Source organism: Streptomyces colonosanans (assembly GCF_001866645.1).
Classification (GTDB): domain Bacteria; phylum Actinomycetota; class Actinomycetes; order Streptomycetales; family Streptomycetaceae; genus Streptomyces; species Streptomyces colonosanans.
Window position 1 is genome coordinate 1 of the sequence record NZ_MLYP01000135.1, and the last position, 11,797, is coordinate 11,797.

The 11,797-nt window shown below is 65.4% G+C and carries 11 protein-coding genes and 2 pseudogenes; 4 read left to right on the top strand and 9 right to left on the bottom strand.

From position 1 onward, the window contains the following. Window positions 1–49: 49 nt before the first annotated feature. From BIV24_RS30675 to BIV24_RS33755, 3 genes are all read right to left on the bottom strand, one after another. Window positions 50–1,144 (bottom strand): IS110 family RNA-guided transposase, encoded by a 1,095-nt coding sequence (locus tag BIV24_RS30675; RefSeq protein WP_425442610.1) that lies wholly within the window; start codon window positions 1,142–1,144, stop codon window positions 50–52. A gap of 827 nt (window positions 1,145–1,971) precedes the next feature. Then, on the bottom strand, window positions 1,972–2,640 hold the full coding sequence (locus BIV24_RS30680) for an IS5 family transposase (RefSeq protein WP_107459822.1): 669 nt from the start codon (window positions 2,638–2,640) through the stop codon (window positions 1,972–1,974). Window positions 2,641–2,661: 21 nt separating this feature from the next. Continuing rightward, window positions 2,662–3,327 carry a transposase gene (locus tag BIV24_RS33755; RefSeq protein WP_107459825.1) on the bottom strand — a complete coding sequence of 222 codons (666 nt, stop codon included), beginning with the start codon at window positions 3,325–3,327 and terminating at the stop codon, window positions 2,662–2,664. Here BIV24_RS33755 and BIV24_RS34900 point away from each other — a divergent pair. Beyond that, window positions 3,253–3,441: a dienelactone hydrolase family protein gene (locus BIV24_RS34900; protein WP_218149349.1), complete on the top strand. Its 189-nt coding sequence runs from the start codon at window positions 3,253–3,255 to the stop codon at window positions 3,439–3,441. The two genes, BIV24_RS33755 and BIV24_RS34900, sit on opposite strands and share 75 nt — an antisense overlap. A 67-nt stretch (window positions 3,442–3,508) precedes the next feature. Here the strand turns inward: BIV24_RS34900 and BIV24_RS32855 are convergent, their stop codons facing one another. The 3 genes from BIV24_RS32855 to BIV24_RS30705 all read right to left on the bottom strand — a co-directional run bounded on the left by BIV24_RS32855 (window position 3,509) and on the right by BIV24_RS30705 (window position 7,239). Continuing rightward, window positions 3,509–6,055, bottom strand: coding sequence for a S8 family serine peptidase (locus tag BIV24_RS32855; RefSeq protein ID WP_177198883.1), 2,547 nt, complete (start codon window positions 6,053–6,055; stop codon window positions 3,509–3,511). A 29-nt stretch (window positions 6,056–6,084) separates the two neighbouring features. Continuing rightward, window positions 6,085–6,621 (bottom strand): thioredoxin domain-containing protein, encoded by a 537-nt coding sequence (locus tag BIV24_RS34730; protein ID WP_177198884.1) that lies wholly within the window; start codon window positions 6,619–6,621, stop codon window positions 6,085–6,087. A gap of 66 nt (window positions 6,622–6,687) precedes the next feature. Next, window positions 6,688–7,239, bottom strand: coding sequence for a MauE/DoxX family redox-associated membrane protein (locus BIV24_RS30705; protein ID WP_071369740.1), 552 nt, complete (start codon window positions 7,237–7,239; stop codon window positions 6,688–6,690). Window positions 7,240–7,541: 302 nt separating this feature from the next. Between BIV24_RS30705 and BIV24_RS35880 the strand changes: the two are divergent. The 3 genes and pseudogenes from BIV24_RS35880 to BIV24_RS30715 all read left to right on the top strand — a co-directional run. Then, window positions 7,542–7,688, top strand: a pseudogene (locus BIV24_RS35880) (hypothetical protein); the annotation flags it as partial. Window positions 7,689–7,824: 136 nt separating this feature from the next. Continuing rightward, complete coding sequence (locus BIV24_RS35885) at window positions 7,825–8,058, top strand: hypothetical protein (RefSeq protein WP_245767020.1); 234 nt, start codon at window positions 7,825–7,827, stop codon at window positions 8,056–8,058. Next, a complete protein-coding gene (locus BIV24_RS30715) occupies window positions 8,055–8,768 on the top strand; it encodes a transglycosylase SLT domain-containing protein (RefSeq protein WP_079168671.1) in 714 nt (237 codons plus the stop codon). Before BIV24_RS35885 ends, BIV24_RS30715 begins: the two co-directional genes overlap by 4 nt. A 623-nt stretch (window positions 8,769–9,391) precedes the next feature. Here the strand turns inward: BIV24_RS30715 and BIV24_RS30720 are convergent. The 3 genes and pseudogenes from BIV24_RS30720 to BIV24_RS30725 all read right to left on the bottom strand — a co-directional run bounded on the left by BIV24_RS30720 (window position 9,392) and on the right by BIV24_RS30725 (window position 11,742). Further along, window positions 9,392–10,490: pseudogene (locus BIV24_RS30720) on the bottom strand (integrase core domain-containing protein). A 150-nt stretch (window positions 10,491–10,640) separates the two neighbouring features. Further along, window positions 10,641–10,796, bottom strand: a complete 156-nt coding sequence (locus BIV24_RS34735) for a hypothetical protein (RefSeq protein WP_177198885.1) — start codon at window positions 10,794–10,796, stop codon at window positions 10,641–10,643. Between the two features lie 61 nt (window positions 10,797–10,857). After that, window positions 10,858–11,742 (bottom strand): right-handed parallel beta-helix repeat-containing protein, encoded by an 885-nt coding sequence (locus BIV24_RS30725; protein ID WP_281247790.1) that lies wholly within the window; start codon window positions 11,740–11,742, stop codon window positions 10,858–10,860. Between the last annotated feature and the right edge of the window lie 55 nt (window positions 11,743–11,797).

Here is an 11,797-nt window from a genome sequence, read left to right on the forward strand (position 1 = left end):
GTGAGAAACCCACTAATTCATCGACAGGCCCTTGATGCCCCTATGGATGTCAACTTGCGGTTCCGTCGGGATCTGCGTGGCATATGGCTGTGCCGATGGGCGCGATGAGTCGGTAGATTTCACGTGCGACGTATCGCTTCAGGCACCTGATAATCTCCCGGCGGGTCTTACCCTCGGCAAGGCGTCGCCGCAGGTAGTCCTGGGTGCGATCGTCCCAGCGCAGGCGGCTGAGGACAATCCGGTAGAGGGCAGCGTTGGCCTGGCGGTCGCCGCCACGGTTGAGTCGCCGTCGTTGGGTCTTGCCGGACGACGCCTCGACGGGGCTGGTGCCGCACAGGGCAGCGAAGGACGCTTCGCTGCCGAGGCGATCGGGGTTGTCGCCAGCCGATATCAGCAAGGCGGCAGCACTGTCCGGGCCGACGCCGCGCGTGTCGAGCAAGCCGGGGAAGTGTGCTTCGACGCCCGCGGCTATCCGCTTGTTGATGTTGTCGATCTCCCCGGTCGGGCGCTGGATGCGGCCGGCGAGGAGCTTCAGCACATGTCGGGCAGTGTCTGCCGGCCCGTCTTCCTGCGAGTCGTCCAGCTCGGCACACCGCTTGAACAGGTGCGGGTTGCTCAGCCCGGCCAGCGACTCGCGCAAGGCGGCGTCGGCCGAGACCAGGACGCTCTTGAGCTGGTTGATGGCCTGGGTCCGGGACTTGATCGCGGACCCTTTCGCGAGCTTGAGCAGCCGCAGCGCTTCGACCGGGCCGTCGCTCGTCTTCGCGGTCGCGGTCGCGCGACCGGACAGCACAGCGCGGGCCGCCGCTTCCGCATCGACGGCGTCGGTCTTGCCACGACGTCGGCGCGCTACCTTGTCGGGCTGGTTGACCTCGGTCACCTCGGCACGCAGGAGGCGGGCGAGCGCTGCACCGTAGGAGCCGGTGCACTCCACCCCGGCCCGGCGCAGGGCACCAAACGAGCGGGCCCATGCGATGAGTTGGCGATAGCCCTCGGTGGTGGCCGGGAAGGTGCGGCCGTCCAGGGCGGCGCCGAGGACGGTGACGACGGCCGCCGCGTGGAAGTCCTTGTGGGTGTCGACGCCGAGGAGGATCTCTTCGCCGGGATCGGCCGGGGTGTGACACGGGGCAGCGGGCTGCGTGATGCTGGGCAAGGTCGCCTGTCTCCTGATCGCCTCGGAACCGGTGGCCGTCGCCGGGCCGGGGAGGTCAAGACTGCGATGGTGCCTGTCGCGAAGGCCCCTATCGGGACACGTCCCCTGCCCGGCGGCAGCTGGTGCCGCTCCGGGCGGTGGCCGACAGATCAACAGAAAGGCACCAGGGCCAGTCTTTCCGCGAGACAGGCCACCGCTCGAAGCGGCACCAGATCATCCTCACAGTCTTTCCGTGCGTGATCGACGGGTTTCCGCTGATCGTGGATAGGTGCGGTAGGCCCGTGGGAGTAGTGGCCTGTCAGGTCTCGCTCCCCGGGAGGTCTCGAATACCGTCGGTTGTCGGACTACTGGAACAGCGCGAGCTCGCTGCTCGGCGTCGAGTCGACGGGCTGCGTGAGGAAGCCGACCGTGTCCAGGCCGAGTTGGCCGCAGCCGAAGAGGAATAGCAGGAGTGGGTGATCGCCCGGCGGCGGGTCGACACGGTTCTGGCTCCGGACGGCGCCGCTGACGCCGGACCTCAGGCCGCTGCCGGTTGGCGGGACATGGACACGCAGCCCACGTCCCGCGATGCGGCCAAGCCGAAGACGCAGGTGCCGGTGTGGCGTCCGGGGATGGCCCCGTCGGTGCTGTCACTCGACTACCAGCGCATCCTCCAAGCACTCGCGGACCGTGTCCGTCTCGGGCAGGGGCCGCTGACCTGCCAGGAAATGGCCGCGGTGTTCGGCATGGACGTGGTGCCGGCGCGGGTGGAGGCATTGCGGTCGAAGGCGAAACGCCTGGTCGCCCGAGGCTGGCTGGCCGACCGACACCCGGCCAGTTCACCCTCGCCCCCGGTGTGGCCGGGCCAGGCGACGGGTCATGAGAGCGATCATCGACCAGTAGACCATCGCCTCGGCACTGGCGATGCGGCGCTCAAAGTCGCGGACCAGGCGGCGGCTTCGCATCAGGTGCGCGAAAAGTCGCTCGGCGATCCACCACTTGGGCAGCACCACGAACCCCTTCACGTTGTCGCTGCGCTTGATGATCGCCAGGACCAGGGCGAACGTGGCCAGGCAGTGCTCGACGAGGCTGCCGGTGTAGCCGCCATCGGCCCAGACGAGGGCCAGGCGGTGGTGGGCGGTGGCCACCTGTTCCAGCAGGACGTGGGCGGCGGCGCGGTCGCCCACATCCGCAACCGTGACCATGATGCCCAGCAGCAGGCCAAGGGTGTCGACCACGACGTGCCGCTTGCGTCCGTTGACCAGCTTGCCGCCGTCGAAGCCGCGGCTGTCGGCGCCGACCACGGCGTCCGCCTTGACCGACTGCGAATCGATCACCCCGGCCGTCGGCTGGGTATCCCGCCCCGCCTTCTCGCGGACCTGCCCGCGCAGCCGGTCGTGGAACTCCCGGACCAGGCGGTGGTCGCGCCAGCGGCGGAAGAAGGCATAGACACGGTCCCATGGCGGGAAGTCGGTCGGCATCGCCCGCCACTTGATTCCGTTGTCCACGAGATAGCAACACCGTTGCTTTTAGCTGGTCGACCCGTTGTCAAGTCCGTCGTCTGGGATCACCTGGATGCGCAGTGTGTATGCCTGGGCTCTGCGTGGGTGGTCGCCGCGTTTGAAGCCGTACTTGCTTGCGGACTTGCGATAGCGGGCTTTGACGCGGCAGCGGTGGCGTTCGGGCAGCAAGTGGTCCAGTGCTGCGCGTCCGATGGCTCCGATGAGAGACACGGGCTCTTCCAGGCGGAAGCCGTGTGCGGCGATGATCTGGTCGGCGGCGGCCTGGAAGAGCGTAACGAAGCTCAGCCGCTCTGCGGGCAGGCCCGGGCGGGCGGTCGTGACATCTCCGGCCATCCGGATCAGGGCTTGATATACCGTCAGCAGAGCGAAGATCTCCTGCTCGAGCCCCGGAACACTGCGCGAGCGCAGCACACGGCCGTCCAGGATCGTCGATTTCAACGAGAAGTAGCAGGTCTCCGCCTGCCACCGCCGATGATAGATCTCCAAGAGCTGCTCGGCCGGGTAGCGCCCCTTCGGGCCGCCGCGCCGCAGCGGAACGTTGAAGGGGAGCGTGTCAAACCGACCGGGGCACCGTCGGTGTTGGCGTACGCGAGGCTGATGTGCGGTCGCCATCTGGACGGCGAGGCCGCCGGGTTGGAACACGAGATCGTCGTCTTCCCCGGTGTGAACCATGCGTTCTTCAACGACACCGGCCCGAACCACAACGCCAACGCCGCGGCGCAGGCCTACGACCGGGTTCTGGACTGGTTCGGCAGGCTTGTCGACCGTGGCGGTCAGGGCTGCTGAACCTGGGCGAAAGCCTGGCCAGCCAGGCTCAGGAGAACCTGAGCCTGGCTGGCCAGGCCACGTGCGGCTAGACGCCGCCGGACCCTGCCCCGGGCAGCGTCCGCACGACGGTCAGCGTCACATCGCCGTCCTGGTAGGACACCCTGAACATGTGGTGGCCCGCGTTCAGGACCCGCCGTTCCGGCAGGGAACGGAAGTTGCCCTTGATCGAGTCGCCGCTCATGATCGTCAATACCGTGCCCGGAGTGAGGGTCGCGCGAATGTCCAGGTCGAGTTCGCCGTCCAGCACCAGGTCACCCGTGGCCCGCACGCTCGTGTAGTCGTGGTCGCCGGAGATGGTGATGGCGACGCGACCCGCTCGGCTGACGGTCACGTCGTCGCCGACGTTCAGGACGTTGCCGGGCGGAACATCGACGAGGGTGACGGACAACGCGGACGCCGCTTCCCCGGACGACAGACCAGGCTGCAGCACGCCGCTGTCGACGTCGATGCTGCCTGCCACGAAACCGCTGCCGCCGAGCGTGCCGCCCTTGACGTGGACCGAACTTGCGTGCGAGCCGGTGATCGAAAGCTTACCGCCTTCAACCGTCGTGCCGCCGTCGTAGGTGTTGTTCCCCGTCATGAACAGCGTCCCGGAGCCCTGCTTGACCAGAGAAGCCGTGTAGAGGCCGTTGTCGATCTTGTGCTGAATGTGGGCCGCGCGTGCATCCATCCATTCCTTGCGCCACTTGACGGCGTCCGCATAGGTGATCTTGTCGTACACCTCGGGATGGCCGTCAGTAATAGCTTGGATGTAAGGATCAGCCAAAATGCCCTGAAGCATGAAGGCGTGTTCGTTAAGCGCGCCGTCCGGATTCAGCACGTTGGGGCCGAATTCACCGGCGTAGGCAATGCCTTGCTGCTTGTAGCCGGCCAGCCACTGCAGATCTTCCTTTTCCCTTTCCTTGATCGCGATCTGGCTGATGTCGTTCGACCAGACGTCAAGGGGCGCTTTATCCATGTTGTAGGTCATCGGGCCCAGGAACTGGCCGGGGCCGTACATGCCCTTGGCCAGATCGGGAATCCCCCAGCCCCAGCGATCGTCCGGAAGACCATCGGGAGCGGTCCAGGCTATGGATGCCCCGGAGGGGGAGGTTTGCCCGGTGCCGAGGAATCTCACGCCGTCCGACATCTTATTGTTCGCCGTGGTAAACATCACCTGACGCACCTGCCTGGCGTCCATGTTCGGATAGCGGGAGAGCAGAACCCCCATCACCGCTGTCGCAACGGGCGTTGCCGGTGACGTGCCGCTTGAGTTTGAATAGCTGGTATCACCAGCGCTGCTCGTGGTACGAACGTTGTTTGAAGGGGTAGACACGACCCACCATTTTGCGAGCCCCGCCTCGTTAAACCCGAACTGCTTTGCGTATTCGGGATTGGCCGCAGTGGGCGGTTGCACCCCGCCGACGGCTACCCACTGATTTTCCGCCCAAGGATTGAAGAAGGGATACGCCGGGCGATAATACGGGTTGCTCCAGTCGTTGTTGCCGGCCGACCTTACGTCGACGGTACCGCTGTCCTTGATGGCGTCCCAGATGGCGTCCATAAAGGAAAGCCCGGGGTACTTCGGATTGTATTGCTCGCCGCCTACCGAATAGAATTTCTTGAAGATGAAAAACTGGTACTCCAGATCCTTCAGGGACTCGTTGGGAATCGCAGCCGCGTTTGCCGTGGCGCTGGCGCTGTCTTTGCCACCTACTTGATAAGCGTTGGCGAGGTTGCCGTTGACTCCAAGATCGTTTCCGAGACCATCAAAGCGGGTTCTGTCAAGAGTGTAGACATATTGGCCCCAACTTTCGTTGATGACCTCGACGCCTGCGTCGACCAGGGCCTTATGGCCTGTATGAAAGTACACGTAATCGTGGAAGGGACCGTGAGACATGGCATCGGAGCCGCCGGTCTTGGCAGCATAGATCTTCGATCTAAAGGCGATGCCGTGCTGTTCTATACCATCGCGCTTGCCGGATATAACCCCAAGCATACCGGTCCCGTGCGAGTAGTCACTTGTTCTCGCCTGATCACCGGCCACAGTGAACGGATCGCCCGCAGTAAACGGGTTCGACGGGGTTGCCGAGGTGCGATACGAGAAGCCGGACGTGGCGTAGACACCCTCCGCACTCACCGAACTGATCAGCTCGGTCTGAAATGCTTCGTGTGTAGCCCTGTAGCCTGAATCCATTATGCCCAGCGTGACGCCCTGCCCGAAGTACCCTAGGGCGTAAGCGGTGGACGCGTTTACCGCGACGAGCTGCCATGGGGAATCGACCGCTGTGCCAGGAGTAGAAGGATTATGGCCGGTAAAGTAACCATATTCCGGCGTTTCCCAACTGGCTTTAGCGGCCTCTAGTTCCCCCGGACTCGTGGCGACAAATCCGGGGTCTCCCGGGTACGAATACTGGCCGGGGTCTCTCGGGTACGCCGGCCCGCCGCCCTTATGGCCAGGGGTCGATGTCGGACCGGTCTTGGACGATGCCGAGGCGAACTCGGCCGGAAACAACGCGATGCCTACTCCGGCAGCAAGGGTGCCTCCCAGCGGCCGCAGGAACTGCCGCCGACTCACGGACCTCTTACTCATCTCCGACTCCTTCCGATGGGTCGATATCTCTAACGGACCGGGGCGGCCTGTTGCGTCCCAGCCCCATGATCTACACGCGCTGGTCGAGACAAAATGATGTGCCGTTCTGCCGCTTCTACCAGGCGGCGGATGTCGACGGCTTTGTTCGGGATCCCGACTGCGGCGACTCGGCCATCGCCGTCGATCACGACGCCATACGGCGTTCCTTGGACCTGGAATCGGCTCTTGAGCGCGGTGGCGCTGGTCGCGCCAACCACCACCCAACCGGGTAGAGGCGGAATCGGCGACTGATCCTTGGCATCCCATACCAGCACCCGACCCCACTCGCCCGGATCAAAGGGGTGGATGATCAGGTCAGCGACAAGAGACTCGCACGGGGAGCAACCCTCAGACGTGAAGACCATCACCGAACGACTCAGCTGCACGGGTTCGCCCCCGTCGGACGCGGCGAACCCCAACAGGGGCGCGGCCTGGCCGACCTCCAGTCCACCGAGGGCGCGTACGTTGCTTGGCGGCCGGGACGTGATCTCATCCAGCGCACGGTCCACCCTGGCGAGCACGCCCAACACAAGAAATCGTGAGCGCAACGACCATGACTACGAGCGCACCGAAGGCGGCAATCCATGGACCCGTCATCGCCGCAGCGCCTCCAAACGGTTGTGCACGCGAAGGCCGACCGTCAACGCCCGCCAGGTCATGCCAAGTAGCAGCAGCGCGATGAGCGTGGCGAGTGCTGCATCACGCGACAAGCCCGACGTCGCGCGCCACAGCACCTGCAAACCCAAAGGGGGAGGAATAGCGCTGGACAGGCCCGCAAAGATAGCCAAGCCACCGGTCCGCGCGACGAGCAGCCAGCTGACGGGCCTGTCCTCGCCAACACCGCAGCCGCAGGACGGTCGGCGCCCTCGAAGGAGTGCCAATGCCATCGCCAGCCCGAAGGAAGCGAACAGCGCAGCCGCGAGCCGAAGCATGATCGTCGGGTGCCAACCGCTGATGAGGCCGGCGCCGAGGATGACTTCGACGCCGGGAACGCTCCATGCCAGTGTCTCGGCCAAGGCAGACGGCGCAAGCCGGTAACCGGCAACGGCCATTGCGAACCGACGCGGTGCGCGCACCTTTGCGGCGGCAGCCGCGATCAGAAGGAAACCCTGCCACGTCAGAACGGCGAACTGGAACTCTCCCACGAGTGGGCCTCCCCATATGATCACCAAATTAGACTGCGACAGAAGTCCCTCGTCAAGAGGGCAACATCTGTCCATCAGAAGCAGTTTGAGCGACCGTCAACATCGATGCACATAACTGTCATGGACCGGGCCATGGGCTCCTCGCGGGGCCGGATGAGTGACGGTCCTGGTCGAAACTCGGTCGGTGTTGAGCTGGGGTTTCATGTTGCGCACGGCAGCCGGCGGCCGGAGCGGACCACGCCCGGCCACCCGCCCCTGAACGATCCCGTCGCTCGCCTCCTTTTCTTCTGGTGGTGTCTGTCATGCCCGCACTCCCCCGCCCCGCTGTCGGCCCCGGTTCCTGCGCGCGGCGGTGGGGCGACATCGTCCGCCCCGACGCCTACGCCCACTACCGCGAGGGCGATCAGACGTTGCCGTTCTTCCTCGAATACGACACCGGCAGCCAGCCCCTCGCGCGCGTCGAGGCGAAACTCGTCGGCTACGCCGCCTTCGCGACGTCAGCGAGCGCCCGTCCGGCCCTGCTCATCCATACCCGCACGGCCTCCCGCGACCAAGCGCTGCGCCGTCGGCTCGCCGCCCCCGCGCGTGAGCTGGGGCCTGTACATCGCGACCTCCTCCTTGGACTTCACCACCACCGAGCCCTGGGGCCCGTGGTGGAGCCCGCTCGGGCCCGCAGACACCCGCCGCGCCACGCTGATCAGTCTCGTCGCCCGCTGGGCCAGGATCGGCCCGGCCGCCGGGCTGGAGTCCACCGACGCCGACACCGCCCTCACCCTCCCCGTCCCCCCGCTCCCACCCGCGCTCAAGGCCAGGGCGTGAGCTCCCTGGTCGCCAAGGCTGCCGGAGGCATCGGCTGCGCGATCCTCGCCCTGCCGCTCCTGGCCGCCTTCACCCTCGCCGCGCGGCTGGGCGGCCTGTCATCGGACGGCAGCATGGCGGCCTCACCGAGCAAGCACGCGCTCGCGGACATCCCGGCGAACATGCTCGCCCTATACCAGCGTGCCGCGCCGGAGTGCCCAGGCCTGTCCTGGACGATCCTTGCCGCGATCGGGAAAGTCGAGACCGACCACGCGCGCCATCCCACCATGACCTCCACAGCGGGCGCGGTAGGGCCGATGCAGTTCCTGCCCTCCACCTTCCACGCGTACGCGCACCCCGTGCCGCCCGGCGGAAAGAACCCGCCCACCCCCTGGGACGCGGTCGACGCCGTCTACGCCGCAGCCCGGCTGCTGTGCGCCAACGACGCCCGCAACAGCAAGAACCTGCGGAGCGCGATCTGGCACTACAACCACGACGACACCTACGTTGGCGGTGAGATTCAGGGTGAGGGTATCCGTGAGGGCCACACGGGCAAGCAGATCGCGGGCCATGCGATCAGCCGGATGTTCGGACTGCCGGTCAGCCTCGCAATGACGGTCGAGGACTACAGCCTTGTGCCCCCCGATCGCCAGGAGAGGGAAAGGCTCCAATTTTGGAAGAAGTGGGAAGGCACCACGTGGGGCGACGTATGGCATGCCATCGCCGGATGATTCCGGACGCACCCTTATGGGTTTTCGACCCACGACGTTCCAGTAAAACCTCGAGATACGGGGAAGTGAAACATGCAGGGACCTAACGATCGCCTGGTAGGGTTCGCGCTCCTCATCCTGGCGGGTGGTGTTTTGCTCGCCCTCGGGCCCTCCACCTCACTCGTGGGGCGAGTGTGGGGAGTCGTGATCGCTCTTCCTGCGGGTGTGTACTTCGGGTTCTGCGCCAGGTCTCAGATCAGGGCCATCAGAGAAGACAACCGACAGGCGAGGCTGCGCAGAGAGCAGCGTCGACGACCGTGAGCGAGGCCCTCACGGGTTGATCAAGGTCGGTGACGTGATGAGGGTGCTGCAAGGCATCCTCATCACGTCAAGGCGTGGATCGCTCCTGGTGGAAGGAGGCGTATCTTCCCGATGGATCGATCGACAGGTCATCGGCCGACGTTGCCGCGTCGGTCGGGAAGGCACGCCCGTGCTTACGGTAGTCAACTTCGATTCACCACGCTCGTCCGGCTCGACCAGCGCCATCAATGCCGGGACCAGCTGCAGATCAACGGTCTCGGCCCGCATCTGGCCGCCACCGGGGCGCCGGACGTTGCGCCTGCCGAAAACCTCATCCGCCCAGGTCAGGCAGCATGTTGGTACTCGTTGAGGATGCCGCCGAGTCGTTGGTGTCGTCGTATGTCGAGGTGGGTGATCTGCTCTGGATCGGTGATCGGCGTCGGCAAGGGGTGTAGCGGGCGGGCGTTGGCAATGCCCTGGTGTGGCCGGTGGGAGTTGTAGAAGTCTTCGAACTCGCGTAGCGCGTGGAGGAGGTGTCGCTGGTTCCAGATCAGGGTGCGGTCCAGGAGCTCGCGTCGGCAGGCCTGCACCCAGCGCTCCATGATCGAGTTCATGCGCGGCATCCTTACTCCGCTGAGCACTATCTCGATCCCTGCATCGTTGAGGACGGCGTCGAACAGGGCGGGAAACTTTCCGTCGCGGTCCCGGATGAGGAACCTGGCCCGGATGCTGGCGTCTTCGAGGTCCATGACGAGGTTCTTCGCAGCTTGTGCCACCCACGTGGCGGTGGGGTCCGCGGTGGCGCCGAGGACGCGGATCCGGCGGCTGGCATGCTCGATCACCGCGAGCACGTACAGCCGTGCCCCGGACAAGGTGACCGTTTCCAGGAAGTCGCACGCCAGCAGGGCGTCGGCCTGGGAGCGCAGGAAGTCAGCCCACGTGCTTGAAGCTCGTTCGTGTGCGGGGTCGATCCCGGCTTCCCGGAGGATCTCCCAGACAGTGGAGGCAGCCACAGTGACACCCAGAACGAGGAGTTCGCCGTGGATACGGCGATACCCCCAGTGGGAGTTCTCGCGGGCGAGCCGCAGCACCAACAGCCGGATGGAGCGCACGGTCCGGGGCCTTCCCGGGCGCCCGGGCCGGGAGCGCGCAGCGTGTCGGCGTGAGATCAGATCGCGGTGCCATCGCAGCATTGTGTCCGGACGTACCACCAGCCGTATCCTGCGCAGCACCCGTGAGGGAAAAGCGGTGCAGCAACGCCGCCAGGAACGCGCGATCACTCGGTGAGAACCGAACCCTCTCGCCACCGAGTTGACCCTCCAAGACCGTGATCTGATGGCGCAGGGCGAGGATCTCCGCGCCCTTGTCCCGGTCACTCAGGGGCAGCAGGCGCAGCACGGCGAACGCGTTCGTCACGGTCAGGTAAGCCAGTCGCAGCAGCACGATGGGCCATCATGCCGGGTGATCGCCAGCCGTGCGGGGAGTACCGATGCGAGCGTCCGTGCTTGAGAACCCGCACACCGTGCACACCAGCTCCCACCTGGACGGATGAGGATTTCGGCAGGCGCACCGCTCCCCCGGCGCCCGGGCCCCTCACTCATCCTGTTCAGCGGCTGCCAGCCACCGCCACACCGCACGCTCCCGCACCCCCAGCACGTCCGCCGCCCCGGTGCCGTGGAACCCGGCGCCCACCCGGCGCGACAGCCGGGATCCGTCCTGCCCGAACACCGAGAACAGCCACGCCAGCAAGCCGAAGAGGGGCCGCCAGCAAGCTGACGGCCCCTCACAAACGATCGGGGCTAAGCCGAGGCTAAGCCCCGCTCGGGCAGAGTTCGGGAGCCGCGTCGCTTGGCGAAAGCAAGTCCGCGTAGTCAGGCTCGAGCCCGGAGTTCGCAGCGATCCGGCATGCCCTAGCCGGCCACTCACCGTTCTGCACGACGGTGTTGTTCTTCATCGTGATGTTCGTGCCGTTGTTCCGCATGAACGGCTCGTTGGTGTAGTTATCGGCGACGACGAGGTCGTGGATCGAGGGTGTCCAAATATGTAGCCAGGCAGGAACATCTTGCACGACGTTGTCCGTCCACTCCTGATAGGCACTGCCTTCATCTGGGTAAAGGCCGCCAAAACCGTCGTGGACACGGTCAATGTAATTGCCGCTGATCTGTGTCCCAGGCTGCGCTGAGAGAGCGTAGATGCCGCCGCCGTCGCGTAGCGTCTTCATCACGTCGAATATCCGGTTGTCGCGTATCTGATTGTCGCGGCTGGTGGTCGGCGTGTCGTAGACGGGCAAACCAAGATTGCCCGGGTAGGTGGAGTTTCCGCCCGCGTCGAACAGGCCCCAGCCCCAGCCTACGGAGATTCCGGTGTAGGGGAGGTCGAACACCTCATTGTGCGCGACCGTGGTGTGCGTGGTGTACCCGATGAAGATTCCGACTGTGTCAGCGTGCTCGACGGCGACTCTGGCAACCCTGTTATTGCTGACGGTGTTGTTTTTGACGATCTGTCGTGGGTCGTCGGGATGGTGGTCCACCTTCATGGTGCCGCCGACCTGGATGCCGGTCGAGGAGATGTCCTCGAAGCGGTTCCCCACGACCTGGCTGCCTTGACTACCAGTTTCGAGATTGACACCGGCCGCGCCGAGATGGGTGAACGTGTTGCGGCGCAACTCGATTCCCCGCGCGTTCTGGAAAACCAGCGCTGCCGGCGTCTGAACCCAATTGGGTCTGTAAAGTTAACGGTGGTTCTGGAGT

What these genes read in the sequence shown, in the direction of transcription:
- BIV24_RS32855 (WP_177198883.1), bottom strand. Translation starts at nt 6,055, where the DNA reads ATGAGTAAGAGGTCCGTGAGTCGGCGGCAGTTCCTGCGGCCGCTGGGA.
- BIV24_RS34900 (WP_218149349.1), top strand. Translation starts at nt 3,253, where the DNA reads ATGTGCGGTCGCCATCTGGACGGCGAGGCCGCCGGGTTGGAACACGAG.
- BIV24_RS33755 (WP_107459825.1), bottom strand. Translation starts at nt 3,327, where the DNA reads ATGGTTCACACCGGGGAAGACGACGATCTCGTGTTCCAACCCGGCGGC.